The sequence below is a fragment of the Streptomyces sp. CWNU-52B genome (genome assembly GCF_047444975.1).
Classification (GTDB): domain Bacteria; phylum Actinomycetota; class Actinomycetes; order Streptomycetales; family Streptomycetaceae; genus Streptomyces.
The window spans coordinates 198772-225259 of record NZ_JBLFJV010000027.1 but is presented as its reverse complement, the minus strand read 5'-3'; the positions used below and the strand labels follow the sequence as shown (position 1 = coordinate 225259).

27 protein-coding genes, 1 pseudogene and 1 riboswitch are annotated in these 26488 nt (G+C 70.2%); of the genes and pseudogenes, 2 read left to right on the top strand and 26 right to left on the bottom strand.

What is annotated here, in order from left to right; translation table 11 throughout:
* The 8 genes from ACLVWQ_RS25585 to rpsB all read right to left on the bottom strand — a co-directional run bounded on the left by ACLVWQ_RS25585 (position 1) and on the right by rpsB (position 9112).
* Positions 1 to 1602 carry an ABC transporter permease gene (locus tag ACLVWQ_RS25585; RefSeq protein ID WP_414111582.1) on the bottom strand — a complete coding sequence of 534 codons (1602 nt, stop codon included), beginning with the start codon at positions 1600 to 1602 and terminating at the stop codon, positions 1 to 3.
* Positions 1603 to 1715: 113 nt separating this feature from the next.
* Entirely contained in the window at positions 1716 to 2789 is a 1074-nt protein-coding gene (locus ACLVWQ_RS25580; RefSeq protein ID WP_414111581.1) for a thiamine ABC transporter substrate binding subunit, read from the bottom strand.
* Between the two features lie 141 nt (positions 2790 to 2930).
* Positions 2931 to 3036: riboswitch (TPP riboswitch) on the bottom strand.
* Positions 3037 to 3061: 25 nt separating this feature from the next.
* A complete protein-coding gene (gene rlmN, locus ACLVWQ_RS25575; RefSeq protein WP_414111497.1) occupies positions 3062 to 4168 on the bottom strand; it encodes a 23S rRNA (adenine(2503)-C(2))-methyltransferase RlmN in 1107 nt (368 codons plus the stop codon).
* 157 nt (positions 4169 to 4325) lie between these two features.
* Entirely contained in the window at positions 4326 to 5483 is a 1158-nt protein-coding gene (locus ACLVWQ_RS25570) for a phosphatidate cytidylyltransferase (protein WP_414111495.1), read from the bottom strand.
* Positions 5483 to 6040 carry a ribosome recycling factor gene (frr, locus tag ACLVWQ_RS25565; protein ID WP_149515371.1) on the bottom strand — a complete coding sequence of 186 codons (558 nt, stop codon included), beginning with the start codon at positions 6038 to 6040 and terminating at the stop codon, positions 5483 to 5485. Before frr ends, ACLVWQ_RS25570 begins: the two co-directional genes overlap by 1 nt.
* Before the next feature lie 120 nt (positions 6041 to 6160).
* Positions 6161 to 6934: a UMP kinase gene (gene pyrH, locus ACLVWQ_RS25560; protein WP_414111494.1), complete on the bottom strand. Its 774-nt coding sequence runs from the start codon at positions 6932 to 6934 to the stop codon at positions 6161 to 6163.
* A 211-nt stretch (positions 6935 to 7145) separates the two neighbouring features.
* Complete coding sequence (gene tsf, locus ACLVWQ_RS25555; protein WP_414111493.1) at positions 7146 to 7982, bottom strand: translation elongation factor Ts; 837 nt, start codon at positions 7980 to 7982, stop codon at positions 7146 to 7148.
* Between the two features lie 152 nt (positions 7983 to 8134).
* Entirely contained in the window at positions 8135 to 9112 is a 978-nt protein-coding gene (rpsB, locus tag ACLVWQ_RS25550; RefSeq protein ID WP_414111492.1) for a 30S ribosomal protein S2, read from the bottom strand.
* Between the two features lie 281 nt (positions 9113 to 9393).
* Between rpsB and ACLVWQ_RS25545 the strand changes: the two are divergent.
* Positions 9394 to 10071, top strand: a pseudogene (locus tag ACLVWQ_RS25545) (murein hydrolase activator EnvC family protein); the annotation flags it as partial.
* Positions 10072 to 10349: 278 nt separating this feature from the next.
* Here the strand turns inward: ACLVWQ_RS25545 and ACLVWQ_RS25540 are convergent.
* From ACLVWQ_RS25540 to proS, 18 genes are all read right to left on the bottom strand, one after another.
* On the bottom strand, positions 10350 to 10907 hold the full coding sequence (locus ACLVWQ_RS25540) for a TetR/AcrR family transcriptional regulator (protein ID WP_414111580.1): 558 nt from the start codon (positions 10905 to 10907) through the stop codon (positions 10350 to 10352).
* 194 nt (positions 10908 to 11101) lie between these two features.
* Positions 11102 to 11938, bottom strand: coding sequence for an RNA polymerase sigma factor WhiG (gene whiG, locus ACLVWQ_RS25535; RefSeq protein ID WP_414111491.1), 837 nt, complete (start codon positions 11936 to 11938; stop codon positions 11102 to 11104).
* Positions 11939 to 12209: 271 nt separating this feature from the next.
* Positions 12210 to 13391, bottom strand: coding sequence for a DNA-processing protein DprA (dprA, locus tag ACLVWQ_RS25530; protein WP_414111490.1), 1182 nt, complete (start codon positions 13389 to 13391; stop codon positions 12210 to 12212).
* A complete protein-coding gene (locus ACLVWQ_RS25525) occupies positions 13388 to 15010 on the bottom strand; it encodes a YifB family Mg chelatase-like AAA ATPase (RefSeq protein ID WP_414111489.1) in 1623 nt (540 codons plus the stop codon). The genes dprA and ACLVWQ_RS25525 overlap by 4 nt, the downstream gene beginning before the upstream one ends.
* Positions 15010 to 15381, bottom strand: a complete 372-nt coding sequence (locus tag ACLVWQ_RS25520; RefSeq protein WP_414111488.1) for a YraN family protein — start codon at positions 15379 to 15381, stop codon at positions 15010 to 15012. Before ACLVWQ_RS25520 ends, ACLVWQ_RS25525 begins: the two co-directional genes overlap by 1 nt.
* A gap of 168 nt (positions 15382 to 15549) precedes the next feature.
* Positions 15550 to 15858, bottom strand: a complete 309-nt coding sequence (locus ACLVWQ_RS25515) for a DUF2469 domain-containing protein (protein ID WP_005311352.1) — start codon at positions 15856 to 15858, stop codon at positions 15550 to 15552.
* Between the two features lie 55 nt (positions 15859 to 15913).
* On the bottom strand, positions 15914 to 16390 hold the full coding sequence (locus ACLVWQ_RS25510) for an NUDIX hydrolase (RefSeq protein WP_414111579.1): 477 nt from the start codon (positions 16388 to 16390) through the stop codon (positions 15914 to 15916).
* Between the two features lie 85 nt (positions 16391 to 16475).
* Complete coding sequence (gene lepB / locus ACLVWQ_RS25505; protein WP_414111487.1) at positions 16476 to 17222, bottom strand: signal peptidase I; 747 nt, start codon at positions 17220 to 17222, stop codon at positions 16476 to 16478.
* 81 nt (positions 17223 to 17303) lie between these two features.
* Positions 17304 to 18278 (bottom strand): signal peptidase I, encoded by a 975-nt coding sequence (gene lepB / locus ACLVWQ_RS25500; RefSeq protein WP_414111578.1) that lies wholly within the window; start codon positions 18276 to 18278, stop codon positions 17304 to 17306.
* Positions 18163 to 19257 carry a signal peptidase I gene (gene lepB / locus ACLVWQ_RS25495; protein WP_414111486.1) on the bottom strand — a complete coding sequence of 365 codons (1095 nt, stop codon included), beginning with the start codon at positions 19255 to 19257 and terminating at the stop codon, positions 18163 to 18165. The genes lepB (ACLVWQ_RS25500) and lepB (ACLVWQ_RS25495) overlap by 116 nt, the downstream gene beginning before the upstream one ends.
* Positions 19250 to 20038 carry a signal peptidase I gene (lepB, locus tag ACLVWQ_RS25490; RefSeq protein ID WP_414111485.1) on the bottom strand — a complete coding sequence of 263 codons (789 nt, stop codon included), beginning with the start codon at positions 20036 to 20038 and terminating at the stop codon, positions 19250 to 19252. Before lepB (ACLVWQ_RS25490) ends, lepB (ACLVWQ_RS25495) begins: the two co-directional genes overlap by 8 nt.
* 45 nt (positions 20039 to 20083) lie before the next feature.
* Positions 20084 to 20434, bottom strand: a complete 351-nt coding sequence (gene rplS, locus ACLVWQ_RS25485) for a 50S ribosomal protein L19 (RefSeq protein ID WP_414111484.1) — start codon at positions 20432 to 20434, stop codon at positions 20084 to 20086.
* Between the two features lie 135 nt (positions 20435 to 20569).
* Positions 20570 to 21391 carry a tRNA (guanosine(37)-N1)-methyltransferase TrmD gene (gene trmD, locus ACLVWQ_RS25480; RefSeq protein ID WP_414111483.1) on the bottom strand — a complete coding sequence of 274 codons (822 nt, stop codon included), beginning with the start codon at positions 21389 to 21391 and terminating at the stop codon, positions 20570 to 20572.
* Positions 21391 to 21981, bottom strand: coding sequence for a ribosome maturation factor RimM (rimM, locus tag ACLVWQ_RS25475; protein ID WP_414111482.1), 591 nt, complete (start codon positions 21979 to 21981; stop codon positions 21391 to 21393). Before rimM ends, trmD begins: the two co-directional genes overlap by 1 nt.
* Before the next feature lie 88 nt (positions 21982 to 22069).
* Entirely contained in the window at positions 22070 to 22309 is a 240-nt protein-coding gene (locus tag ACLVWQ_RS25470; RefSeq protein ID WP_005479813.1) for an RNA-binding protein, read from the bottom strand.
* A 2-nt stretch (positions 22310 to 22311) separates the two neighbouring features.
* A complete protein-coding gene (gene rpsP, locus ACLVWQ_RS25465) occupies positions 22312 to 22731 on the bottom strand; it encodes a 30S ribosomal protein S16 (RefSeq protein WP_414111481.1) in 420 nt (139 codons plus the stop codon).
* A gap of 339 nt (positions 22732 to 23070) precedes the next feature.
* Entirely contained in the window at positions 23071 to 23667 is a 597-nt protein-coding gene (locus ACLVWQ_RS25460; RefSeq protein ID WP_414111480.1) for a hypothetical protein, read from the bottom strand.
* Positions 23668 to 23927: 260 nt separating this feature from the next.
* Entirely contained in the window at positions 23928 to 25343 is a 1416-nt protein-coding gene (gene proS, locus ACLVWQ_RS25455) for a proline--tRNA ligase (RefSeq protein WP_414111479.1), read from the bottom strand.
* Between the two features lie 197 nt (positions 25344 to 25540).
* Here proS and ACLVWQ_RS25450 point away from each other — a divergent pair, with 197 nt between their 5' ends.
* Entirely contained in the window at positions 25541 to 26398 is an 858-nt protein-coding gene (locus ACLVWQ_RS25450) for an SAM-dependent methyltransferase (protein WP_414111478.1), read from the top strand.
* Positions 26399 to 26488 lie beyond the last annotated feature (90 nt).

The window sequence follows — 26488 nt, the reverse complement described above, 5'->3', positions numbered from 1 at the left end:
TCAGAACTCTCCCGTCCGGTCGGTGCGAAGACGTTCGAGGACCAGGAGCGCCACCGCGCACACCACCATCAAGATCGTCGAAAGGGCCATGGCCTGCCCGTAGTTGAGATCGCCGGCCCGCCCCAGCAGGCGCGCCACGGCGACCGGCAGGGTCGGGTTGTCGGGCCGTGCGATGAAGACGGTCGCGCCGAACTCGCCCAGCGACACGGCGAAGGCGAACCCGGCCGCGATCAGCAGTGCCCGCCGCACCATCGGCAGGTCGACCTCGCGCCACACCCGCCAGGGCGAGGCACCGAGCACCGCCGCCGCCTCCCGCAGCCGCCCGTCCACGGCTCTCAGCACCGGCAGCATGGTCCGTACGACGAAGGGGACGCCCACCAGCGCCTGGGCGAGCGGCACCAGGATCCAAGTGCTCCGCAGGTCCAGCGGCGGTTCGTCGAGCGCGATCAGGAAGCCGAAGCCGACGGTCACCGCGGAGACGCCCAGCGGCAGCATCAGCAGCGCGTCGAAGCCCCGTACCAGACGTCCGGCGTCCCGGCGGGTCAGGGCGGCGGCCGCGAGTCCCCCGATCAGCAGCGCGATGGCGGTCGCGGCGAGGGCGTACCGCAGGGAGTTGCCGACCGCCTCGATCGGCGGCACCAGGAAGAGGCTGCCATCGTCGCTGGTCAGCGCCTTGTAGTAGCCGAACCCGGGGGCGTCGAGCGACCGCTGGACCAGGACGGCCAGCGGCAGGACCAGCAGGACGGCGACGGTGGCGAGGACGGCGGCGAGCAGCGCCCACTGCCCCGCCCCGCGCGGCCGTCGTACGGTCGTGGCGGCGTCCACCAGGCGCAGGGCCGTCTCCCGTCGGCGTACGGTCCCGGCGTGGACGGCGAGGATCGCGCCCACCGCCGCGAACTGGATGATCGTCAGCACGGCCGCCGTGGAGAGGTCGAAGATCTCCGAGGTCTGCCGGTAGATCTCGACCTCAAGGGTCGAGAAGGTGGGGCCGCCGAGGATCTGCACGACCCCGAAGGAGGTGAAGGTGAAAAGGAAGACCATGAGCGCGGCGGCGGCGACGGCCGGGCCGAGCGCGGGGAGCGTCACCTTGCGCCAGGCGGCGAGGCGGGAGGCGCCGAGCATCCGCGCGGCCTCCTCCTGACGCGGGTCCAGCTGTGCCCAGAGACCGCCGACCGTGCGGACGACGACCGCGTAGTTGAAGAAGACGTGCGCGAGCAGGATCGCCCACACGGTGGTGTCCAGGCGTACGCCCCACAGCTCGTCGAGGAGCCCGCCCCGTCCGAGCAGTGCCAGGAAGGCCGTGCCCACGACGACCGTCGGCAGCACGAACGGAACGGTCACGACGGCCCGCAGGACCTGCTTGCCCCTGAAGTCGAAGCGCGCGAAGACGTACGCGCCGGGGAGCGCGATCAGCAGGGTGAGCGCCGTGGAGGCGAGCGCCTGCCAGGTGGTGAACCACAGGACGTGCCGGATGTCCGGCTGGGCGAGGACGTCCCAGATCCGCCCGAACCGCCAGACTCCGTCGACCTTGAGTCCCCGGGCGACGATCGCCACGACCGGGTAGGCGAAGAAGACCCCGAAGAACGCGACGGGCACGGCCATCAGGCCGAGCCGCGCCACGCTCCCCCTGCGCGGGCGTGCGCGTCGGAGTGCGCGTCGGAGTGCACTTGTGCGCGGCTTCGCCTCGGCGCGGGGCTCTCCTTCAGCGCGGGCCTCTACTTCAGTACGAGCGACGTCCACGCCTTGACCCACTCGTCACGGTTGGCGGCGATCCTGGCGGGGTCCAGGGTCTCCGGGTCGTCGGCCTGCGGGCCGAACTTCACGAACTCCTGCGGTACCTGAGCGGCCTCACGCACCGGGTACACGAACATGTTGAGCGGCATGTCGTCCTGGAACCGCTTGGTGATGAGGAAGTCGATGAGCGCCTTGCCTCCCTCGGTGTTCTTCGCGTTGCTCAGCAGACCCGCGTACTCGACCTGCCGGAAGCAGGTGCCGTCCGCGACGCCGGTCGGCGCCGTCTTCGGCTTCGGGTCGGCGTAGATGACCTCGGCGGGCGGGGAGGAGGCGTACGAGACGACGAGCGGCCGCTCGCCCTTGGCCTTCTTGCCGCCGGAGGACCCGGAGAACTCCTCGTTGTAGGCCTGCTCCCAGCCGTCGACGACCTTCACGCCGTTGGCCTTGAGCTTCTTCCAGTACCCCGCCCAGCCCTTGTCGCCGTACTTGGCGGCGGTGCCGAGCAGGAAGCCGAGGCCGGGCGAGGACGTGGAGGCGTTCTCGGTGACGAGAAGATCCTTGTACGCGGGCTTGACCAGATCGTCGAAGGACGTCGGCGGGGCCAGCTCGTGCTCGCTGAAGTAGGCCTTGTCGTAGTTCACGCAGATGTCGCCGGTGTCGATGGGTGTGACCCGGTGCTTGTCCTGGTCGACCCGGTACTCCGGCAGGACGAGGTTCGACCCCTTGGCCTCGTACGACTGGAACAGCCCGTTGTCGAGCGCGCGCGAGAGCAGGGTGTTGTCGACGCCGAAGAAGACGTCGCCCTGGGGGTTGTCCTTGGTGAGGATCGCCTTGTTGACGGCCTGCCCGGCGTCGCCGTCCTTGAGGACCCTGACCTTGTACCCGGACTCCTTCTCGAACGCCTTCAGCACGTCCTTGGTGTAGGCGAAGGAGTCATGGCTGACGAGGGTCACGGTCTTGGACCCGGAGCCCCCGTCGCCGGAGCCGGAGTCCGACGAACCGCACGCGGTGAGCGCGACGAGGCCGAGCCCGGTGGCGACGACCACGGCGGTGATCTTCTGAGCGGTACGCGCAGTGCTCGTGGTGCTCGTGGTGCTCGCGGTACTCGTGGTGCTCACTGGATTCCTCCTGGGTTGTCCAGGAAGAGACGCGGCCCTGCCCGGGACCTCGGTCGGATCCCGGGCAGGGCGCAACAGCTTGAGTAGTGACCGAACTTCCTACCCAGAATGACCTGGGCAAGGTTCAGAGGGTCTGCGGGCTGTCCCGCACTCTCAGCGCTGTGGCGCTCCCCTGTCGGAATATGAAGATGTACGTACTTCCAGCCAGACTACCGCTCGGTGGCCGCGAGCTGCCCGCACGCCCCGTCGATCTCCTGGCCACGGGTGTCCCGGACGGTGACGGGCACACCATGGGCGGCGATCGCCTCGACGAAGGCCTTCTCGTCCTCGGGCCACGAGGCGGTCCACTTGGAGCCGGGTGTCGGGTTGAGCGGGATCAGGTTCACATGGACGGGCTTGCCCTTGAGCATCCGCCCGAGCCGGTCACCACGCCACGCCTGGTCGTTGATGTCCCGGATGAGCGCGTACTCGATGGAGAGCCGGCGTCCCGACCTGGCCGCGTACTCCCAGCCGGCGTCCAGTACTTCCCGGACCTTCCAGCGTGTGTTGACCGGGACGAGGGTGTCGCGCAGCTCGTCGTCCGGTGCGTGCAGGGAGATGGCGAGGCGGCACTTGAAGCCCTCGTCGGCGAACCTGTTGATGGCGGGGACCAGGCCGACGGTCGACACCGTGATACCGCGCTGCGACAGTCCGAGCCCGTCCGGCTCGGGGTCGGTGAGGGCCCGGATGGACTGGACGACCCGCTTGTAGTTGGCGAGGGGCTCGCCCATGCCCATGAAGACGATGTTGCTGAGCCGCGCCGGGCCGCCGGGGATCTCCCCGTCACGCAGCGCCCGCATGCCGTCGACGATCTGGTGCACGATCTCGCCCGTCGACAGGTTCCGGTCGAGGCCGGCCTGTCCGGTCGCGCAGAACGGGCAGTTCATCCCGCAGCCCGCCTGGGAGCTGATGCACATGGTGACCCGGTCCGGGTAGCGCATCAGCACGGACTCGACGAGGGTGCCGTCGAAGAGCCGCCAGAGGGTCTTGCGGGTGGTCTCCTCATCGGTGGACAGATGCCGCACGACCGTCATCAGCTCGGGCAGCAACGCCTCCTGGAGCTTGGCACGCGACCCCGCCGGGATGTCGGTCCACTGCTCCGGATCGTGCGCGAACCGCGCGAAGTAGTGCTGCGAGAGCTGCTTGGCACGAAACGGCTTCTCACCGATCGCGGCAACGGCCTCTTTACGCTCGGCGGGCGTGAGATCGGCGAGGTGCCGCGGCGGCTTCTTGGCTCCGCGGGGGGCGACGAATGTGAGTTCTCCGGGTGCAGGCATAACACGTCAAGTGTCGCAGACATACGAAGAGGGACCCGCCACCCTGTGGACAACGAGCCCCTCGTGTACATCACCGCAGGTCAGAGACATTCACTGCGGCTGTCGACCGGACTCGCCCGGCCCGGCCGGACACCGCCCCGGCCTCTCAGCCCCAACCTCAGCCCGAGCCCACGAAGATCACCAGCAGCAGCCACACCACGGGCGCGGTGGGCAGCAAGGAGTCCAGGCGGTCCATGATCCCGCCGTGGCCCGGGAGCAGGGTGCCCATGTCCTTGATGCCCAGGTCCCGCTTGATCATCGACTCACCCAGGTCACCGAGCGTGGCACTGACCGCGACCGCGAGCCCGAGGAGCAGTCCCTCCCACCAGGTGCCGCCGTCGATCAGGAACTGCAGGCACAGCGCGCCCGCCACCATGGCGAAGGCGATCGCGCCCAGCAGGCCCTCGCGCGTCTTGCCGGGGCTGATGCGCGGAGCGAGCTTGTGCGTGCCGAAGCGCCAGCCGACGGCGTACGCGCCCGTGTCGCTGACCACCGCCAGCAGCAGGAAGGTGAGGACCCGCCACGCGCCGTCGTCCGCGGCGAGCATCATCGCCACGAACGTGGCGAGGAACGGGATGTAGAAGGCCGCGAAGACCCCCGCGGTGACGTCCCTGAGGTAGCCCTCGGGTGGTTCCGTCATCCGCCAGACCAGGACCGCGAGCGCGGTGAACGCCATCGCCACCCAGGCGCCCTCGGCGCCGCGGACGTATCCGGTGACGACCATCGCCGCGCCGCCCACCGCGAGCGGCACGAGCGGCGCCTTGATGTCCTTGCGCTCCGCGAGCCTCGACGTCAGTTCCCACAGGCCGACCACGACGGCGACCGTTATGACGCCGACGAAGGCGGCCTTGACGACGAACAGCGACGCGACGATCACCACGCCGAGTCCGACGCCGACCCCTATGGCAGCACCCAGGTCGCGGCCCGCGCTCTTCTTCTGCGGCGGCGCGGGTACGGACTGTGCGGCGCTGGACATGGGCTCCTGCGAACTCTGCGGATCCCGCGACGGAGGCGGGAACGGTGGCGGCGGCGACTGCGCGTGCGTCGGCGGCGTCTCGTCGTGGAACGGGGGGCCGCCCGTCGGAGCAGCCCCCCGGTCGTCATCCTGGTCTCCGCCATGCGCGGGTACGTCGGGCACGATGGGCATGGGGCGAGTCTGCTGCGCGTGCTGCGCATCGTATGCGGGACCCGCCGGGGCAGCCCCCTGGACAGGCCCCTCGTCGGACGGCCCCCAGTACCCGGCTTGCGGCGGCGGCGCCCAGGAAGAGTCGTTCATCAGACCTCGAGCAGCTCTGCTTCCTTGTGCTTGAGCAGCTCGTCCACCTGGGCCACGTACTTGGCGGTGGTGTCGTCGAGCTCCTTCTCCGCACGGCGGCCCTCGTCCTCGCCGACCTCGCCGTCCTTGATCAGCTTGTCGATGCCGTCCTTGGCCTTGCGGCGTACGGAACGGATCGAGATCTTGGAGTCCTCGGCCTTGGTACGGGCCACCTTGATGTAGTCCTTGCGGCGCTCCTCCGTGAGCTCGGGGAACACCACCCGGATGATATTGCCGTCGTTGCTCGGGTTGACGCCCAGGTCCGAGTCACGGATCGCCTGTTCGATGTTGCGCATCGCGCTCTTGTCGAACGGGGTCACCACGGCCATGCGCGGCTCGGGCACCGAGAACGAGGCCAGCTGGTTGATCGGTGTCAGCGCGCCGTAGTAGTCCGCCACGATCTTGTTGAACATCGCCGGGTGCGCACGGCCGGTGCGGATCGCGGCGAAGTCCTCCTTGGCGACCACGACGGCCTTCTCCATCTTCTCCTCGGCCTCGAGGAGGGTCTCTTCGATCACCACTTGCTCCTGCGTGTCTTGAGTAGGCCCGGCTGCGGTTCCTTGACGGGTTGGCGGCCGGCTGCGTCGCGTCTTGTTCCTGCACGGTTCCCGACCGGCGGAACATTGTCCATCCCTCGGTCAGGCCCGACTGCCCGGGTCACCCACAAGCGTGCCGATCTTCTCACCCTTGACCGCCCGAGCGATATTGCCCTCTGTCAGAAGCTCGAAGACGAGGATCGGGAGCTTGTTGTCGCGGCACAGGGTGATCGCGGTCATGTCGGCGACCTTCAGGTCCCGGGTGATGACCTCGCTGTAGCTGAGCGCGTCGAACTTGACCGCTTCGGGATGAGTCTTGGGGTCGGAGTCGTAGACCCCGTCCACACCGTTCTTGCCCATGAGGAGCGCTTCGGCGTCGATCTCCAGAGCGCGCTGGGCCGCGGTGGTGTCCGTGGAGAAGTACGGCATGCCCATACCGGCGCCGAAGATGACCACACGGCCCTTCTCCAGGTGGCGCACGGCCCGCAGCGGGATGTACGGCTCGGCGACCTGCCCCATGGTGATGGCGGTCTGCACGCGCGAGTCGATGCCTTCCTTCTCCAGGAAGTCCTGGAGGGCGAGGCAGTTCATGACGGTGCCGAGCATGCCCATGTAGTCGGAACGGGCCCGGTCCATGCCGCGCTGCTGGAGTTCGGCCCCGCGGAAGAAGTTGCCGCCGCCGATGACGACGGCGATCTGGGCACCGCCGCGGACCACCGCGGCGATCTCCCGGGCCATTTTGTGCACCACGTCGGGGTCGACTCCGAGCGCCCCGCCACCGGCGAACGCCTCACCGGAAAGCTTCAGCAGGAAGCGCCCGGATCCCTTGCCGTGATCGCTCTTGTCGTCCTTGTCGGCGGCCTTGGTGGTGGTCATGGAGATCTCGCCTCTTCTACGTGTCGCACATACGTCTCGCACATACGAAGAAGGCCACTGCCGGTGGGGTGGTGTTCGCATCCCATGCGCGGCAATGGCCTCCTCGTCAGATCTGCTGTCGTCCGTCACGCGCGCGCGTGGCGGCATACGCAACCGACACGGACGACTGCTGTCGACCCTAGCGGGATCGCGCGTCGATCGCGGTACGGACTCAGATGCCGACCTTGATGCGCGCGAAGCGCTTCAGGGTGACACCGGCCTCGTCCAGAACCTTCTGGACGGACTTCTTCTGGTCGAGCGCGTACGGCTGGCCGAGGAGCGTGGCCTCCTTGAAGAAGCCGTTCACGCGACCCTCGACGATCTTCGGGAGCGCGGCCTCGGGCTTGCCCTCGGCGCGCGTGGTCTCCTCGGCGACACGACGCTCGGACTCGACGATCTCGGCCGGGACGTCCTCACGGGAGAGGTACTTCGGCGCGAAGGCGGCGATGTGCTGAGCGATGCCCTTGGCGAGGGCGGCGTCGGCCTTGTCCAGCTCGACCAGGACACCGATCTGCGGGGGCAGGTCGGGCATGGTGCGGTGCATGTACGCGGTGACGTAGGCGCCGGCGAACTGGGCGAAGCGGTCCAGGACGATCTTCTCGCCCAGGTTGGCGTTGGCCTCGTCCACGAACGTCTGGACCGTCTTGCCGGACTCGATCTCCGAGGCGAGGAGCGCCTGGATGTCGGCCGGGGAGGTCGCGGCGGCGTGCTGGGCGATCTGGTTGGCGACGGCCTGGAACTTCTCGCCCTTGGCGACGAAGTCCGTCTCGCACTTCAGCTCGACCAGGACACCGGAGGTGTTGTCGTCCGCGATGATCGACACCACGGCGCCGTTCTCGGCGGAGCGGCCCTCGCGCTTGGCGACGCCCTTCTGGCCCTTGATGCGCAGGGCCTCGACGGCCTTGTCGACGTTGCCGTCGGCCTCGTCCAGCGCCTTCTTGCAGTCCATCATGCCGGCGCCGGTGAGCTCACGGAGCTTCTTGACGTCAGCGGCGGTGTAGTTCGCCATGATCTGTGAATCTCTTCTCGGAGTCTCGAAGTCTCGAAGTCGGCGTCCACCGCTGATCGGGCGGGCGTCCACCGAAGATCTACGGGCTGGGGGTGAACGGCGGGCGACGCACAAGGCGCCGCCCGCCCTCACTCAACCGTGACGCTGGATCGTCAGGCCTGCTCGGCGTCGGCCGGCTTCTCGGCCTCGGCGGCCGGAGCCTCGACAGCGGCCTCGGCCTCAGCCGCGGGGGTCTCGGCGACGGGGGCCTCGGCGGCGGGCGCCTCAGCAGCGGGGGCCTCAGCGGCGGGCGCCTCGGCGTCGGCGGCCGGAGCGTCGGCGGCGGGCGCCTCGGCAGCGGTCTCGTCGGCCTTCTTCTCGCCACCCTCGAGCAGGTCGCGCTCCCACGCGGCGAGCGGCTCGCCCGCGGCCTTGTCACCCTCGGCGGCCTTGCCGGCACCGGAACGGGAGATGAGGCCCTCGGCGACCGCGTCGGCGATCACGCGGGTGAGCAGGGTGACGGAGCGGATCGCGTCGTCGTTGCCCGGGATCTTGTAGTCGACCTCGTCGGGGTCGCAGTTGGTGTCGAGGATGGCGACGACCGGAATGTTGAGCTTCCGGGCCTCACCGACCGCGATGTGCTCCTTCTTGGTGTCCACGATCCAGACGGCGCTGGGCACCTTGGACATCTCGCGGATACCGCCGAGGGTCTTCTCCAGCTTGGCCTTCTCGCGCGAGAGCACGAGAAGCTCCTTCTTGGTCAGACCCGAGGCCGCGACGTCCTCGAAGTCGATCTGCTCGAGCTCCTTGAGGCGCTGCAGACGCTTGTAGACGGTCGAGAAGTTGGTGAGCATGCCGCCCAGCCAGCGCTGGTTGACGTAGGGCATGCCGACGCGGGTGGCCTGCTCGGCGATGGCCTCCTGCGCCTGCTTCTTCGTGCCGACGAACATGACCGTGCCGCCGTGGGCGACGGTCTCCTTGACGAACTCGTAGGCGCGGTCGATGTACGACAGCGACTGGAGCAGGTCGATGATGTAGATGCCGTTGCGCTCGGTGAAGATGAATCGCTTCATCTTCGGGTTCCAGCGACGGGTCTGGTGACCGAAGTGGACGCCGCTTTCCAGCAGCTCCCGCATCGTGACGACGGCCATGGCCGTACTCCTTGGTGTTCTCGGTTGTGCCGCGTCCGCCGGACGGCGGACGCGCCTGACGCCCGCATTGCGCCTTGCCACGAGGGACCGAGGGGCGCTGACACCAGCTGTTTGACGGCCTGATGTCGGGGCGTGCGAAGTCGACCCGGTGACCCGGATCGCCACAAGAAGTGTACGGGACCCACGAGGTGCCGGGTGACGCCGCTGTCCACAACCGACGGGTAGTCCACAGATCCCGGTCATGATCCACTTTTTCGCGCGGCACACGGGACCGTTCTCGCATGCGATCCGAGCGATGTCTTCGTACGGGACCGATGGCACGGCCCGCCTTCCGGTCCCCCTTGCCGCCCGTCCGGCTGTCCGCGTGGCTGTCCGCGCTGTGGGCTTTGGCAGTGGCCGCGGTGCTGGTGTCCGGCGGGCCGGCGGCCATCGCCCGCGGAGGGGACCCGGGCGGCGGCTTGCGGAACGGCGACGGCGCAAGCCGCCCGCTCGACGTGAGCCCGCCGGTGCCGGCGGTCGGTCGTGCCTGGCCGGTGGGGTCCCGGCCGCCGGTGGCGCGCGGCTGGGAGCCCCCGGCGACCGCCTACGGCCGGGGCCACCGGGGCATCGACCTCACCGCGGCCCCCGGCACCCCGGTCCGCAGCGTCGCTCCCGGCCGCGTCTCCTTCGCCGGCCGGGTGGCGGGCCGCGGAGTCGTCTCGGTCGAGCTGACCGGCACGGGAGACCCGCCCCTGCGCACGACGTACGGGCCGGTGCGGGCGACGGTCGAGAAGGGTGCCGTGGTGGCCGCGGGCGAGACGGTCGGCGTACTGGAACCGGCGGGATCCCACTGCCCCGTGTCATGCCTGCACTGGGGACTGCGCCGCGCGGACACCTACCTGGACCCGCTCTCCCTGCTGCCACCGTGGCTGCTGGGCCGGGGCCCGTCCCGCCTGCTGCCGGTGACCGGGGTGCCCCTGAAGGACGGGCTCGGCCCTGACTCCCCGGGGGCGCGGAGGCCCTCACTCCCCGGGGGCACGGAGGACCGCGCGACCAGCCACGACGCACCCGCGGACGCACACGGCGCTCCATCGCGGTCGTGGACGTCTCGTCGGCGAGGGCCCGCCGCCCTCGCCCCCGCGCGGTTCCGTCGGCCGATCACCCGCGCGCAGCGCGCCGAGCGGGAAGGCCCCGAGACGGATCCGGTCTCACGCCCCAGCGGCGGAGGCGGTCACAAGAACGGGAGAGCCCCGGCCCCTCAGCCCCGCACGCCACGCAGGGCCATCGAGACGGCCGCGTCGGTGATCGCTCCGGGCTCCTCGGCCGCGCCGATCTCGATCCTGCGCACAGCGGCGTCGACGATGCCCTGAAGGAGCATCGCGGCCATCCGCGGCTGCTCGTGCCCCATGTCCCGCAGCGCCTCCACGATCATCGCGACAAGCCCCCCGTGGGCCGCGCGGATCTTGTCGCGCGCACCCGCGTCCAGCTCGCTCGCGGAGATCGCCACCACGGCCCGGTGCCGCCGGTCCCCGACCAGCGCGAGCTGCCGGCGGACATACTCCTCGACCTTGCCCTCGGGCGTCGCGGCCAGCGCCATCGCCGCCTCGACCTCGGCGGCCCAGAGCGGGAAGTCGACCTCGCACAGCTCTTCGACGACGGCCGCGCGGGACCGGAAGTACTCGTACACGGACGAGCGCGCGAGCCCCGTCCGTTCGGCGAGCGCGGGGAACGTCAGCGCGTCCGTCCCGCCGTCGGACAGCAGGGACCTCGCCGCGTCCAGCAGGGCGGCTCGCTGCATCGACCGGTGCTCGGCCACGGAGGCCGCTCGAATCCTTGGCACGCACCCACTTTACGGATGCCCCGCCCAAGACGGGAGACTCCCGTCCGAGAGGGCTTGATCGATGACCTCCCGGGCCGAAAGGTTTCCTGCCTCCGGGCAGGTCGGGAACATCGGCGCCATCGGCGCAGCCGACGGGATCAGGCACCGTCAGGCTGAGCCCGGCGGCGTGCTCAACGGCCGAAACTCGCCAGCTTCGCCCGCAGCTGGAGCACGGACTTGGTGTGGATCTGGCTGACGCGGCTCTCCGTCACGCCGAGGACATTGCCGATCTCGGCGAGTGTGAGCCCCTCGTAGTAGTAGAGGGTGACCACCGTCTTCTCCCGCTCGGGCAGCGTGTTGATGGCCCGCGCCAGGAAACGCCGCAGCTCACGGTCCTCGGCGACCTCCACGGGGTTGTCCGCCGCGGTGTCCTCCAGCGTGTCCATCAGGCTCAGCCTGTTGCCGCCCTCACCGCCGACATGCAGCAGCTCCTCCAGGGCCACCACGTTGGCCAGCGACAACTGACCGAACACCGCATGCAGTTCCTCGACCGCGATGCCCATCTCGGCGGCCACCTCGCACTCCGACGGTGTGCGCCGCAGCCGCGCCTCCAGCGTCGCGTAGGCCCGCTCGACGTTGCGTGCCTTCTGCCGCACGGACCGGGGGATCCAGTCCAGCGCGCGCAGTTCGTCGATCATCGCCCCGCGGATCCGCGTGATCGCGTACGTCTCGAACTTGATCTCGCGCTCGATGTCGAACTTCTCGATGGCGTCGATCAGCCCGAAGACACCCGACGAGACGAAGTCCGCCTGCTCCACATTGGGCGGCAGCCCCACACTCACCCGGCCCGCCACATACTTCACGAGCGGCGAGTAGTGCAGGATCAGCTGCTCGCGCAGCCGCCCGTCGCCCGTGGTCTTGTACGACCTCCACAGCTCGTCGAGCGTCGAGGGGGCGGGCGGGCGCACGCCGCGGCGGGCCGCGGGGGGAACTGCCGCCCGGTCGGACCCGGAGGTGTGCTGGGGCATTCGTCGCCTTGTGCCGTTCTGCAGTGAACTGGGAGTGACTGCGTGAGCTGTCGGTCTGATGTCGAGTTGCCTGTCTGCGTCGGAATCCTTGTGAGCGTAGCGTGACTGAGGAGTCGCAGTGTGCGAACACCGGTGGACTCACCGTGCGCAGATACGTTCCGCTTGATGCTCTCCGGGGTCGCGGCCGTCGCCGTGCGTGACCACCGTGGGGCACCAACTACGGGAAACCCCAAGGGCTTCGGGGGTCGCCCGGACGGCCGAACACGCTCGGTCAGCATCGCCCCCGATCCGTGTCGACGGACATCGTGGCCTGGCGTGTCAACTTCCAGCCGTCGCCGTGTCGTTCGACGAAGCCAAGTGAGCGGAGTTCGTACAGTCTCGCGACCGCGTCGTCCTCGGTCGTCCCGGCACCCCTGGCGATCTCCTGCCGCGGCACCGCCTCCCGGGCCGGCAGCGCGGCCAGCACCCGGGCGGCCGCCGGGTCCAGGAGGTCGCGCGGCAGCACGGGACCGCGCCGGGCGGGGGCCAGCTCGCCCATGTCGCCGACGAGCTCGGCCACTTCCGCGGCGTCCGTGACCAGCACCGCGTCCCCGCGCAGGAGTTCGTGCACCCCTGCCGAGAGCCCGCTGGTGGCCGGCCCTGGCACCCCTATCGTGAACCTGCCGAGCCGCTGTGCGGCACGGGCGGTCACCAACGCGCCGCTCCGGTACGCCGCCTCGACGACCACCGTGCCGCGCGTCAACGCCGCGATGACCCGGTTCCGCAGGATGAATCTGCTGGGTGTCGGGTGGTCACCGGGCGGCAATTCACCCACCACCAGGCCCTGTTCGGCGATCCTGGTGATCAACTGTGTGTGGCCGCGCGGATAGGGGCGGTCGACCCCGCAGGCGAGCACGGCGACCGTGGCACCGCCCGCGCCGAGCGCGCCACGATGCGCCGCGCCGTCCACGCCGTAGGCACCGCCCGAGACCACGACCCACCCCCGCTCCACGAGCCCGGCGCCGAGCGTGGCCGCCATGTGGGCGCCGTACTCGGTACACGCCCGTGCCCCGACGACCGCGACGGAGCGCAGCGCCCATAACCGCAGGCTGGGCAGCCCTCGCACCCACAGCCCCACCGGCCTCGCGTCCCCGAGATCGTCCAGCTGCGCGGGCCACTCGGCGTCGCCCGGACACACGAACCGTGTCCCGCTCTCCCGCGCCAGCGCCAGGTCCCGCTCCGGGTCCGCCCGCCCGGCGCGCGCCCGCAGGCCCGCCCACCGCACGTCCGTGACGCCCGGCAGCTGCTGCCCGTCTCCGGCCAGGCGCCGGACCACCTCCCCCGCTCCGGCCTCCCGGAGCCATCGCCCGCAGACCTCGTCCCCCGGCTCGACGACGCGCGCGAGAAGAGCCCGGTGCCGCCGCTCCTCACCTCCCGCGTCCCCGCCCGTCTCCTCGCTCGCGTCCCCGCTCACGACGGTGCCCCGATCGCCATCGGCACCCCACGGGGCACCCCGGTGCGCAGCTGCAGCGCGAGGGACACGTCCGCGGCCTCGGGCCGGTCGCGGCCCGCGAGATCCGCGACGGTCCAGGCGACCCGCAGCACCCGGTCGAAGCCCCGGGCGCTGAGCACACCGCGCTCCAGGCCGCGCTCCGCGTCGTCCATGGCACCCGGGGACGCGTACCACCGGGAGCGCAGCTCACGGCCCGGTACCTCGCTGTTCGTACGCCAGGGGGTGCCCGCGAGTCGCGAGAGCGCCCGCTCCCTGGCTTCCCTGACCCGGTCGGCGACCGTCCCGGTGGACTCGCCCCGTGCGCCCCGCTCCGTCAGCTGGGACCGGGTGACACGGTCCACCTCGACCCGCAGATCGACGCGGTCGAGCAGGGGTCCGGAGAGCCTGGCCTGGTAGCGGCGGATCACGGCGGGCGAGCACTCGCACAGGGTGTCCCGCTGCGAGAAACGGCCGCAGGGGCAGGGGTTGGCCGCGAGCACCATCAGGAACCGGGCCGGAAAGCGCACGACACCGGCGCTGCGCGCGATCACCACATGACCTGCCTCCAGTGGCTGGCGCAGCGCGTCGAGGGCATGGCTGCTGAACTCTGGGGTCTCGTCGAGAAAAAGCACCCCACGGTGGGCGAGCGACACCGCGCCCGGCCGTGCCACGCCCTGGCCACCTCCCACCAGCGCCTGCATGGTCGATGAGTGGTGCGGGGCGCAGTAGGGGGCGACGTCGACCAACGGCTTGCCGGGTGGCAGCAGGCCGGCGACCGAGTGGACCGCGGTGACCTCCAGGGACTCGCCCCGGTCGAGCGGCGGCAGAATCGCGGGCAGCCGTTCGGCGAGCATCGTCTTGCCGGCTCCCGGAGGCCCTTCCAGGAACAGATGATGTCCGCCGGCCGCGGCCACCTCCACGGCGGTCCGTGCGGCGAGCTGGCCGACGACGTCGGCGAGGTCGTGCCCCTGGTCGTACTGTGCGGCACCGAGGCTGTGCATGCCCGTCGCCGCTCCCGTGCCCGGCATGCGCAGGCCCGCGAGCGGATCGGTCCTGCCCTGCTCGTCCGGATCCTCGTCGGGCACGGGCTCGTCGGTGAGGATCGCGACGAGCTGGCGAAGTGTGCGGACGCCGAGCACGGACACTCCGGGCACCAGGGACGCCTCGGCGGCCGCGCACTCCGGCACCACCACCTGCTCGTATCCGGCGTCGGCCGCGGCCAGTACGGCCGGCAGCACACCCCGGACGGGCCTGACCCGTCCGTCCAGGCCCAGTTCGCCGATCATCACGATGTCGGCCAGGACGCGTGGATCGATGCGCTCGGAGGCGCCGAGGGCCGCACAGGCGATGGCGAGGTCGAAGCCGCTCCCGCCCTTCGGCACCGAGGCCGGGCTGAGTCCCACGGTGAGCTTCTTCTGCGGCCACTCGCCGCCGCTGTTGACCACGGCGGCCCTGACCCGGTCCTTGCTCTCGGTCAGGCTCTTGTCCGGCAGCCCCACCAGGGTGAACGCCGCGACCCCCGGCTCCAGATCCGCCTGGACCTCGACGACCACACCGTCCACGCCCACGAGCGCCACCGAGCACGTACGCGCGAAGCCCATCAGGCCACCCCTCGCACATGCTCCACGACGGGGGCGCCGCGGTCGGGCAGCAGCACTCCCACGACGTCGATACGGACGCCGCCGGGTGGGGCCCCGCCGTGTTCGTGCAGCCAGCGCTCGGCCAGGCCGCGCAGGCGGTGCGCCTTGACGGGGGTCACGGCGGCCATCGGATGCTCGAAGGCCCCCGCCCGGCGGGTCTTGACCTCGCAGACGACCAGCGCGTCGCCGTCCTGGGCCACGATGTCGATCTCGCCGGTCCTGCCCGCGCGCCAGTTGCGCGTGAGGATCTTCATTCCGGTCTCGGTCAGCCGCCGTGCGGCCAGGTCCTCGCCGTACCTGCCGAGTGCGCTGTGCGCCTTGGACGTCTTCATGTCGGCACCACCTCCGGCGCCAACACTGAGCCCGTCCCGATCCGCTGTTGGATCTTGGTGGACGGCCGCTCGATTGTGGACAACTCACTCACCCACACGAGCGGCCCGCCCCGCCGCAGAGCTCTCAGGAGCCTGGGACCGCTCCCAGAACCACTCCCAGGAGCCGGTCTAACTGCCCGGCAACTCGAGGTCGCTCTTGTTCAGCTCCTCGATATTCACATCCTTGAATGTCAGGACACGCACCTGCTTCACGAACCGAGCAGGCCGGTACATGTCCCACACCCAGGCATCCGCCATGGACACCTCGAAAAACACCTCGCCCTGAACCGAGTGCACCTGCATCTCGTAATCGTTGGTGAGGTAGAAGCGCCGTTCGGTCTCGATCACGTATTTGAACAGACCGACGACATCGCGGTACTCCCGGTAGAGCTTCAGCTCCATCTCGGTCTCGTACTTCTCGAGGTCCTCGGCGCTCATGGCATGTTCCCCTTCAGCCGTGCGTCCCCCTATTGTGCGCCAGCCCCGGGAGCCCCTAGACGATTTCCGTGTCGAGGGTCTCGGGCCTGGCCGGGGGACCTTCGTCGAGCAGCCTGAGCAGCAGCTCGGCGAGTCTGGTCGGATACACCGTCTCATGTGCCCGCTCAAGTTCCCGGCACGTCCACCAGCGCGCTCCGGCGACACTGCGCCGTTCCAGCTCGGTCAGCCCGGTCGCCTCGGTCGCCGTCTGTTCCGTACGGCCCAGGAAGTACCACTCGTCCTGGGCCCAGCGGCGCCCCGCGAACGGGAACGCGCAGGTCCGCCGCCACAGCACCGGACCCAGCTCGACCTCGGTGATGCCGGTCTCCTCGACGAGTTCCCGCAGCGCCGCCTCCTCCCGCGTCTCGTCGCCCTCCACACCGCCGCCCGGCGTGAACCACCAGTCGTCCGACGGATCCCCGGGTTCATGGCCGTGCAGCAGCAGGATGCGGTCCCGCGGATCCAGCAGCACCACCCGGGCGACCTTCCGCAGCTCACCGAGCTCGTCGAAGGCCGGGGCCGGAACTGAGGCCGGAGCCGGAGCCTGGGCCGACCGGTCGTCGGCCGGCTGGGACGTCTCAGCCGGCAAGGGCCCGCTCCCTCGCCCCCGTGCGGTTCCTTCGGCGTCCCGCCCGCTTGGCGACCGGCCCGTAGGCCGCGCCGCCCAGGACGAGGACCGCACCCGCCACGATCGCCACGAGGACCAGCCGCAGCGGACCCGGCTCGGAGAGGCCGCCGAGCGTCTCGAAGCCGGTGGGGCGCGCCAGCATGCCGTTCATGGGCCAGGCCACCGCGTCGACGCGCGCGTTCACCGAGGTGCGCGGCACCGTGCCGTTGCCGGCCTCCGTCAGATGGGCGGTGGAGTCCAGCGAACCGCTGCGCTCGTCACCGAGCAGGAAGAGCCGGCCCTTGGGGACCTCGATGGACGGGATCGAGGACGACTCGGCCTCGGTGCCCTTCGGCAGGTACGGTTCCTCGATCTTCTTGCCGTTGACGGTCAGCTTGCCCTGTGTGCAGCAGGCGACCGTGTCACCGCCGACGGCGACGACCCGCTTGACCATGGGGAGGTTGCCCCAGCTGGCCTGCTTGAAGACGACGACGTCACCGCGCTCGACGTCGGAGCCGTCGATCCGCTCGGCGAGCACCCGGTCGCCGGCCGCGATGGTCGGCGACATCGACTCGGTCGGCACGGTGTACGGCTGGTAGACGATCGCTCCCCAGCCGAACCCACCGAGGAAGAGCACACAGCCGAGGGCCACGGCCAGCCCCGACAGCTTGCTGCCGAGCCGTCCGCGGCCCTCGTCCGTACGACTTGTCCCGCTCATCCCAGTGCTCCCCACACCTCGGAGAACCGATCCCTCGGCCCAGGTCCGGGCCGCGACGGATCGGCGATCTGGGACGGCACCCTACCCGGCGGTACGCGCCCCAGAAACCCTGGTGTTCCCGACGGTAAGGCGACGCCTGCGCCACAGCACCAACGGTGCCGCGCCGGCGAGACCGAGCACGCCGGGAGCAGCCGAGGCGGCGAGACCCTGGTCGAAGGTGTCCGGCACCGGAAGCGTGGACCAGCGGGTGGGCGGCCAGGCGACGACGATCGCGCGCCCGACGACGTTGCCCACGGGGACGAAGCCCTTGTTCGCGTCCTGCTGGTGGTAGCGGGAGTCCAGCGAGTTCTGCCGGTGGTCACCCATGACCCAGATTTTGCCTTCGGGAACCTTCACCTTGAACTGGCCGCCGCCGTCGTCCATGGTGCACGGCGTGTTCCCCGGGTACACGTAAGGCTCGTTCAGTGCCTTGCCGTTGACCTTCAGCGGGCCGGTGCCCTTGCACTCGATGGTGTCGCCGCCGACTCCGACGACCCGCTTGATCAGGTCCTTCTCCTCGGCGGACGGCATCAGGCCGATCCAGCTGAGAGCCGTCTGGATCACGTTCGGGCTCGGCGTCGGCTCGCCCGCCAGCCACTTGTCGGGGTCGTGGAAGACGACGACCTCGCCGCGCTCGGGCTCCGAGCCGAACCACGGTGTCAGCTTGTCGACGAGGACGCGGTCACCCTGCTGGAGGGTGTTCTGCATCGAGTCCGAGGGGATCGAGAACGCCTGGACCAGGAAGCTCTTGATCAGCAGCGCGAGAACCAGCGCGATGCCGATGAGCAGCGGGAGTTCCTTCCAGAAGGACCGCGGCTTGCTCGGTGCCGAATCCTCGTCGGCGGCGTCCCGCTCGTCCCTGGCGCCGTGGTCACCGGCACCGCGGTCACCGGGGCCATGGTCACCGGGGCCGTCTCCGGGGGGTACGACGTCCTCTGCGGCCGGGGGGACCGTCTCTTCGGATCGTCCCGGCCGCTCCTCGGGACCCTCGTGTCCGGATCGTGCGCCGACCGCCAAATCCCCCACATCCACTCCTCACTCCGTGCCGCCGCCCGCGCCGGATACGACGCAGGCCCACCACTCCCATAACGAGCGGGAGTTCCGCAGGAGTCGGGAGCGGGATCAATCCGTATCGATCCGCGGTGGCCACCCTATGCGACGTGTCGAGTGCGGCGGTCGACCCGCTCGCCGCCTCGGGCACGGACGCGTAGGTGTCGGGCTCCTTGAAACGGCTCCAGTGACCGACCGGCCAGGCGATGACCATGGCGCGGCCCACGACGTCCTCGGAGATGGTGCCGCCGTATTTCTCGGTGCGGTGGAAACGGGAGTCGGCGGAGTTGGAACGGTGGTCCCCCATCACCCACAGGCGCCCCACGGGCACCTTCACCTCGAAGACGAGTGACGAGGGCTTGTCGCCGGGGTTGATGTAGGGCTCGTTGAGCGGCATGCCGTTGACGGTGACGCGGCCCTGGGTGTCACAGCACTTGACGGTGTCGCCGCCGACCGCGACGACCCGCTTGATCAGGTCCCGTTCGTTGTCGGAGGGAAGCAGACCGATGAAGGTCAGTGTCTGCTTCACCTGCTTGACGACGACGGGGTCCTCCTTCTTCGCCGTCGGCTGCTCGTCCTCGAGCCAGCCGCCGGGGTCCTTGAACACGACGACGTCGCCGCGCTCGGGCTTCGAGCCGAACCACGGCGTGAGCTTGTCGACCAGGACGCGGTCGCCGATCCGGATCGTCTGCTCCATGGAGCCCGAGGGGATCACGAAGGCCTGCACGAGGAACGTCTTCAGGACGAGCGCGATGAGCAGGGCGACACCGATCAGGAGAGGTATCTCCTTGACCGCGGAACGCTGTCTGCGCCGCTTGACCTTGCGGGCCAGTTTGCGCCGCTCGGCCCGGCCGGGCATCACGGGTCCGCCGGTACGCCGGCTGCCGGTGGGCAGGAGATCCTCGGCGGCGCTGTGGACGCCGCGGGGTTTGCCGCGGTTACCCATGGACACCGTCCACGGTCGGCCACCCGTCGGCCCCCTGAGCGGTCCGGCCCGCATCGGTCCGGCCCACAGGGGTCCGGTCCGTGGCGGCGGGCACGCGCGCGTAGCCGTCGGCTCGTTCGAGACGGTTCCAGTGGCCGAGGGGCCAGGCGATCCAGTCGGCTCTGCCGATCACGTCGTGCACGGGGATCATGCCGCCCCCCGGGGAGCCGAGGTGGTCCCGGGAGTCGCTCGAATCGCCGCGGTGGTCACCGAGGACGAAGAGCGTGCCGTCGGGTACGACGATGTCGAAGGGGACTTCGGACGGCTCGTCCCCTGTGAACACAAACGTCGACTCGTCGACCGAGCGGCCGTTCACCTCGATCCTCCCCTGCCTGTCGCAGCAGACCACATGGTCTCCCCCCACGCCGACGACACGCTTGATGTAGTCGGCGTCGCCGAAGTAACCGGTGCCGTCGAACACGACGACGTCACCGCGCCTCGGCTCAGCACCGAAACGGTACGCCAACTTATTTACGAGAACGCGGTCCCCGATCCTCAATCCGGGCTCCATCGAGCCACTGGGAATTTGGAACGGCTGGATCACGAACCGGGTGAGCAGCAGCAGGGAGAACAGGCAGAACAGCGCGGTCAGGGTGATACGTCCGCCCGGCAGCCACTCGGCGGCCCTGGTCACCCACGCGAAACGCGACCGGCCCTCCGTCCCCCGTGTGTCCGAGATCTCCTCGGACACGGCGGGGTGGGAGGAGCGGTCGCGCTCCGTCTGCTGTGCTTCGGCGTCCATGTGGGCCAGATGCTATCCGGCCCTCGCACGGAACCGGCGCGAGGTTCAGTTGTCGCGCTTCTCCTTGATCTTCGCGGCCTTGCCGCGCAGCTCACGGAGGTAGTAGAGCTTCGCGCGGCGCACGGCGCCGCGGCTGACGAGCTCGATCTTCTCGACGATCGGGGTGTGCACCGGGAAGGTGCGCTCGACGCCGACGGAGAAGGAGACCTTGCGGACCGTGAAGGTCTCGCGGACGCCGGCGCCCTGGCGGCGGATGACTACGCCCTTGAACTGCTGCACACGGGAGCGGTTGCCCTCGATGACGCGTACGTGGACGTTGACGGTGTCACCCGGGCGGAAGGACGGGACGTCGCTGCGCAGCGACGCGGCGTCGACGGTCTCGAGCAAGCTGGCCATGATCGTCTGCTTTCTTCGGCGATGCCACAGGTCATCGACGGAAGTAGGTGTTTCCATAAGGGGGCTGTTCTCGTCGGGGCGGGCGTCGTGTCCCCCTGTGGCAGGGGCGCACGCCGGACGACGTACAGCAGCCGCCTATTCTTCCACGGTCTCGGGCCTGCGCCCAAATCGGCCGTCGGGACCGGGCTGCCAGCCGAGGATGGAGAGCATCTCGCGGTCCTTCTTGTCGAAGGCCGCGGGGTCGCAGCGCTCGATGAGGTCCGGTCTGTTGGCGGTCGTGCGCCGCAGGGCCTCGTCCCGGCGCCAGCGGGCGATCTTGCCGTGATGGCCGCTGACCAGCACGTCCGGGATCTCCCTGCCGCGCCACCGGGGCGGCTTCGTGTAGACCGGGCCCTCCAGGAGGTTGGCCATGGCTCCCGGCGCGAACGAGTCGTCGCGGTGCGACTCGGCGTTGCCGAGGACGCCCGGCAGCAGCCGGGCCACGGCCTCCGTGACGACGAGGACGGCCGCCTCGCCGCCGGCCAGCACGTAGTCGCCGATGGAGACCTCGTGGACGGGCATCCGGGTCGCGTACTCGTCGATGACGCGGCGGTCGATGCCTTCGTAGCGGGCGGGTGTGAAGACCAGCCAGGGGCACTCGGACAGCTCGACGGCGAGTTCCTGGGTGAAGGGGCGCCCGCTGGGTGTGGGGACGACCAGGACGGGGCTGTGGGAGCCCGTCTCGTAGCCGTCCGCGAGGACACAGTCCAGCGCGTCGCCCCAGGGCTCGGTCTTCATGACCATGCCGGGGCCACCGCCGTAAGGGGTGTCGTCGACCGTGTTGTGCCGGTCGTAGGTCCACTCCCGCAGATCATGCACGTGCACATTCAGCTGTCCACGCGCGCGTGCCTTCCCCACGAGGGAGACGTTCAGCGGGTCCAGGTACTCGGGGAAGATCGTGAGGACGTCGAGCCGCATCAGACGCCGACTCCCGGCCCGCTGCCCGCACCGGAGGTGTCGGAACCCGCGTCCTCGTCCCGGGACGAGGCGATCTCCGCCTTGTCGTCGATCAGCCCGGGGGGCGGGTCGATCACCGCCCGCTGCTTCTCCAGGTCGATCTCGACGACGATCTCCCCGACGAACGGGATCAGCGCCTCGGTCCCGTCGGCGCGCTCGACCACGAAGAGGTCCTGCGAGGGCAGGTGCGAGATCTCGGTGATCCGGCCGACCTCGGTGCCGTCCGCCAGGACGACGTCCAGGTCCATGAGCTGGTGGTCGTAGTACTCGTCAGGGTCTTCGGGCACCGCGTCCGGGTCGACGTCCGCGATCAGCAGGGTGTTGCGCAGCGCCTCGGCGGCGGTGCGGTCGTGCACCCCGGCGAAGCGCAGCAGGAGGCGGCCGCTGTGCACCCGGCCCGTCTCGATGGTCAGCGGACCGGCCGAGGCGGGGTCCGTGGCCAGGACGGCACCGGGCCCGAGCCGCAGCTCCGGCTCGTCGGTCCGTACCTCGACGGTGACCTCGCCCTTGATGCCATGGGCGCGGCCCACCCGCGCGACTACCAGCTGCACTGCTCGATCTCCTGTCGTGTGTCCAACGACTACGGGCCGGGGACGGCCCTGAAGGCCCTCCCCGGCCCGAGCCGGTGCTGCGTGTACGTCAGCGGACGTGGTCCACGTCGACGAGGTCGACGCGGACTCCGCGGCCGCCGATGGCGCCCACGACGGTGCGCAGGGCGCGCGCGGTGCGGCCGTTGCGGCCGATCACCTTACCGAGGTCGTCGGGGTGGACCCGGACCTCGAGGACACGCCCTCGGCGCAGGTCACGCGAGGCGACCTGCACGTCGTCCGGGTTGTCGACGATGCCCTTCACGAGGTGCTCGAGAGCCTCCTCGAGCATGCTCAGGCCTCGGTCGACGCGGACTCGGCGGTGGCCTCGTCCTTCTTCTCAGTCTTCTTCTTCTGGGTGATGGCCTCACCCTTGCCCTCGGTGTCGCCACCCAGGGCCTCGAACAGCGGGCGCGCGGCCTTCGGCTCCGCGACGAGCAGCGGAGGCGGGGCGGGCTCACCCTTGTGCTTCTGCCAGTCGCCGGTCAGCTTGAGAATGGCGAGCACGGGCTCGGTCGGCTGCGCGCCGACACCCAGCCAGTACTGCGCACGCTCGGAGTCGACCTCGATGCGCGACGGGTTCTGCACCGGGTGGTACAGGCCGATCTCCTCGATGGCCCGGCCATCACGGCGGGTACGGGAGTCGGCGACGACGATGCGGTAGTGAGGCGAACGGATCTTGCCCAGACGCTTCAGCTTGATCTTGACTGCCACGGAAGTGGTGTCTCCTGGTCTTGACGTGGTTGGGCACGGCGAGATTGCCGCGTGGGGTTGCGGTACCCGAGTGCCCGATGGACGCGTCAGCCGGAGGAGAGAGGGGTCCTGTGCGGCTGCGAGTACAGCTGACCATTCTGCCACACCCTGAAAGCCCCCCTCGACCCGGGCAGCCCCGGGCCGGCCCGCGACGCCGCCGGGCCCGGTACGCGTACTGCCGTGGGGCGGACAGTGCCGTCGGGGCGGGCCACCGGACGAGCCGGCACCCACGAAGTGCCGCCGCGCTCTCCTGCACCACCCCGGCGGTACGACGACCCGCCGCTGCGTCTGCCGTCCCGCTCAGCCCGCTGCCGCGCCGACCACCTCCGGGATACGGAACGGCTTCCCGCACCCTCCGCACACGATCGGCGCCTGGGCGAGGACCGACGGAACGACGCGGACGTTGCGTCCGCAGTCGCAGACCGCCTTCACCCGCACGCCCCCTCCGGAGGAGCCGTGCCGGGCGGCCGGGCCCCGGAAGCTGCGCGCCGTGTCGGCGGCGGTCGCGACCGTGTGCGCCTTGAGGGCGCGCTGCAGTCGCTCGATCGTCGGGCGGTAACGCCGCTTCGCCTCGAGGTTGAGCGTGACCAGTGAGAAGCCGCTGCTGGGATGCGGCTCCTCGGGGTGGTCCAGGCCCAACTCCTCGGCGATCGCGAGGAATCTGCGGTTGTGGTACCGGCCGGCGCGGGAGGTGTCTCGGACACCTCGGGCGGCGGCGATGCCGTGGACTGCTTCGTGAAGCAGTCGTTCGAAGGAGAGTTCGTGTCCGCAGGCGGACGACGACTCCCCGATCAGGGACTCTGGCGCGGCAAGATCGGGCAGCTCGGGGTGGTGCCGCTGAATGTCGGCCCACGCCCCTGCCAGCTCTGCGGCGAGAACAGGTGGTGTCGTGCTCACGTAATGACAACGAGCCGGGGTGCCTCTGTGTTCCTATTCCGGGGCATCCCAAATATTTTGCACGTACCCGTCAGTTGCCGCTGATGCGTCCTGACGAGGGCGGGTGCGCTGATCTGCGGAGAAGCCTCACAGTTCGCACCTAGCCGGTACGTAGTGCCGTATACGTCCCGGCGCGTAGGCGCCGTCTGCGTGCCGGGGCACCTGGGGTCACCGGATGCGCAAGAGCCGTTTCGGTCCTTCTCGCGGCGGAATACCGGGGCTCAGTAGGCGCGGGCCACCACGGCGACGTTACCGGGTGCGTCGTCGGTCTCGGGCACCGACCCGTCCTCGGCCACCAGACACCGTACGGTCACCGCGTGCGCGGCCAGTTCGGCTTCCCCCTCTTCACCGAGGGTGGCCCACGGAATACGGGCCCAGCCACCGGCACCGGCGGCCTCGACGGCCTCCCCGACCGTCGACACCTCCGAGGTCCGTGCCACCCGGCGCTCGCGCGACTGGGCCAGGAGCAGCGCCTGGTCCTCCTCCAGCACGGCGGGCAGCAGACGGACCAGCGAGTCGGCCGTCACGGGTTCCTTGCCGCCGGGGATGCGCCGGACCAGCGTCACGGTGCCGCTCTCCAGGTCACGAGGGCCCACCTCGACGCGGACGGGGACGCCCTTGAGCTCCCAGTCGACGGCGCGGCGGCCGAACGGGGTGTCGGTGCGGTCGTCGACCCGTACCCGTACGCCCGCCGCCCCGAGCCGGTCGGCGAGCTCGCGGACCTTGGCCAGAACCGCCTCGTCGCCCTTGATGGCGAGGACCACGGCCTGTACGGGGGCCAGGCGCGGCGGAACCCGCAACCCGCTGTCATCGCCGTGCGACATGATCAGGCCACCCACCATGCGGGTCGAGGACCCCCAGGAGGTCTGCCAGACGAGTTCCTGCCGGCCCTCCCTGGACAGGTACCGGGTGTTGAAGGCCTTGGCGAAGTTCTGGCCCAGCTCGTGGCTGGTGCCCATCTGCAGGGCCTTGCCGTCGCCCGTCATCGCTTCGAGGGTGAGGGTGTTGACGGCCCCGGCGAACCGCTCGCGCGCCGTCTTGCGGCCCAGCACGACGTCGATCCCCAGGACGTTCACCATGAAGTCCGCGTAGACCCGCTCGTGGATGTGCGCGGCGAAGTCCCGGGCGTCCTCGTACGTGGCGTGGGCCGTGTGTCCCTCCTGCCACAGGAACTCGGTCGTACGGAGGAACACGCGCGGGCGCATCTCCCAGCGGACCACGTTCGCCCACTGGTTGATCAGCAGCGGCAGGTCACGGTGGCTCTGCACCCACTTGGCGAAGGACGCGTTGACGATCGTCTCCGAGGTGGGCCGGACGACGACCGGCTCCTCCAGCTCCTTGCCGCCGCCGTGCGTGACGACCGCGAGCTCCGGCGCGAAGCCCTCGACGTGCTCGGCCTCCCGGCTCAGATACGACTGCGGGATGAGGAGAGGGAAGTACGCGTTCTGGGCACCCGCCCTCTTGATACGGGCGTCCATCTCCTGCTGCATCCGCTCCCACAGCCCGTATCCGTAGGGCCGGATCACCATGGTGCCGCGCACCGGACCGTTGTCGGCCAGCTCGGCCTTGGTGATCAGATCCTGGTACCAGCGCGGGAAATCACGCGCCCGGGGAGTGAGAACAGGTGCCTTCGCCATGGCGCGATCGTAGGGGCACATGTTGCCGGTATGTGAATTCTTTTCGGCGCGCGCCGATGGTACGAAACGGGGCCACTCAACCCCTGGACGCCACGACGAGCGCGGAGTTTCCTGGCATACGGGGGGAGTGCGAGCGCACTGCACGGGGGTGGACGAACAGGCACAGAAGCAACTCTCGGCGGATTGGGGCACTTTCGATGACACCTACGCTCGTGCGGCAGCGCCTACCTCGTTCGGGGGCTGCGCCCCAGGTGGACCAGGGGGCACGCGCGCGTGACTGGGCCGAGATTCAGGAGCGGATGCTCGTACCGCTCTACGAGGCCGTCTACGAGCGACTCGAAGTGGGCTCCTCGACCAGGCTGTTGGGGCTCGGCTGCGGGTCCGGCCTGGCGCTGCTGATGGCCGCCGCGCGGGGTGCCTCGGTCGCCGGGGTGCAGGCGCACGCGCCGGAGCGGCTGGCTCTCGCGCGGGAGCGTCTGCTGCCCGAGCCGTGGGGCACGCGCGCGTGCGCCGGCGCCCGGCTGACCGACGGTGAGCCGGCGGACGTGGACGGCACGGCGGCGACCGCGTGCAATCTGGTGACCGCCTTCGAGCCGATCGGGTGTGTGGCCGGTGATTCCGAAGGCCTCGCCGAGTCGCTGACGGCGGCGACCGGGCTCGTCGGACGGGGGGTTCCCGTGGTCCTCACGGGCTGGGGGCCGCCTGAGCGGTGTGCCACGTCCTCGGTGCTGCGGGTCGCCACCAAGCTGGCGGATCCGCTGCGCGGTACGGGCCGTTGGCGCCCCTCCCTCCGGGACGACCTGGAGGAGGTCGCCCAGCGGGCCGGCCTTCGTCCCGACGGGTCCGGGCGGGTGTCGTGTCCGTTCGGGTACGCGGACGTGGACAACGCGGTGCGGGGGTTGCTGTCCACCGGGCTCTTCGACGCGGCCGTGGCGGCGACGGACCGGGAGCAGGTCGACAAGGAGGTGCGGGAGGCCGTGCATCCGTACCGGCGACGGGACGGCACGGTGTGGATGCCGAACGTCTTCCGCTACCTGATCACCCGGACACCGTGACCTGAGCGCGGTACCTGCAAAAGATTGCGCAGTTCCCCGCGCCCCCATCCGGGGGCGCGGGGAACTGCGCAATCTTTTGGCCTGGAGGGG

What these genes read in the sequence shown, in the direction of transcription:
- ACLVWQ_RS25585 (WP_414111582.1), bottom strand. Translation starts at nt 1,602, where the DNA reads ATGGCCGTGCCCGTCGCGTTCTTCGGGGTCTTCTTCGCCTACCCGGTC.
- rlmN (WP_414111497.1), bottom strand. Translation starts at nt 4,168, where the DNA reads ATGCCTGCACCCGGAGAACTCACATTCGTCGCCCCCCGCGGAGCCAAG.
- ACLVWQ_RS25570 (WP_414111495.1), bottom strand. Translation starts at nt 5,483, where the DNA reads ATGAACGACTCTTCCTGGGCGCCGCCGCCGCAAGCCGGGTACTGGGGG.
- pyrH (WP_414111494.1), bottom strand. Translation starts at nt 6,934, where the DNA reads ATGACCACCACCAAGGCCGCCGACAAGGACGACAAGAGCGATCACGGC.
- tsf (WP_414111493.1), bottom strand. Translation starts at nt 7,982, where the DNA reads ATGGCGAACTACACCGCCGCTGACGTCAAGAAGCTCCGTGAGCTCACC.
- rpsB (WP_414111492.1), bottom strand. Translation starts at nt 9,112, where the DNA reads ATGGCCGTCGTCACGATGCGGGAGCTGCTGGAAAGCGGCGTCCACTTC.
- whiG (WP_414111491.1), bottom strand. Translation starts at nt 11,938, where the DNA reads ATGCCCCAGCACACCTCCGGGTCCGACCGGGCGGCAGTTCCCCCCGCG.
- ACLVWQ_RS25525 (WP_414111489.1), bottom strand. Translation starts at nt 15,010, where the DNA reads ATGGGCTTCGCGCGTACGTGCTCGGTGGCGCTCGTGGGCGTGGACGGT.
- ACLVWQ_RS25520 (WP_414111488.1), bottom strand. Translation starts at nt 15,381, where the DNA reads ATGAAGACGTCCAAGGCGCACAGCGCACTCGGCAGGTACGGCGAGGAC.
- ACLVWQ_RS25515 (WP_005311352.1), bottom strand. Translation starts at nt 15,858, where the DNA reads ATGAGCGCCGAGGACCTCGAGAAGTACGAGACCGAGATGGAGCTGAAG.
- lepB (WP_414111487.1), bottom strand. Translation starts at nt 17,222, where the DNA reads ATGAGCGGGACAAGTCGTACGGACGAGGGCCGCGGACGGCTCGGCAGC.
- lepB (WP_414111486.1), bottom strand. Translation starts at nt 19,257, where the DNA reads ATGGGTAACCGCGGCAAACCCCGCGGCGTCCACAGCGCCGCCGAGGAT.
- lepB (WP_414111485.1), bottom strand. Translation starts at nt 20,038, where the DNA reads ATGGACGCCGAAGCACAGCAGACGGAGCGCGACCGCTCCTCCCACCCC.
- rplS (WP_414111484.1), bottom strand. Translation starts at nt 20,434, where the DNA reads ATGGCCAGCTTGCTCGAGACCGTCGACGCCGCGTCGCTGCGCAGCGAC.
- trmD (WP_414111483.1), bottom strand. Translation starts at nt 21,391, where the DNA reads ATGCGGCTCGACGTCCTCACGATCTTCCCCGAGTACCTGGACCCGCTG.
- ACLVWQ_RS25470 (WP_005479813.1), bottom strand. Translation starts at nt 22,309, where the DNA reads ATGCTCGAGGAGGCTCTCGAGCACCTCGTGAAGGGCATCGTCGACAAC.
- proS (WP_414111479.1), bottom strand. Translation starts at nt 25,343, where the DNA reads ATGGCGAAGGCACCTGTTCTCACTCCCCGGGCGCGTGATTTCCCGCGC.
- ACLVWQ_RS25450 (WP_414111478.1), top strand. Translation starts at nt 25,541, where the DNA reads ATGACACCTACGCTCGTGCGGCAGCGCCTACCTCGTTCGGGGGCTGCG.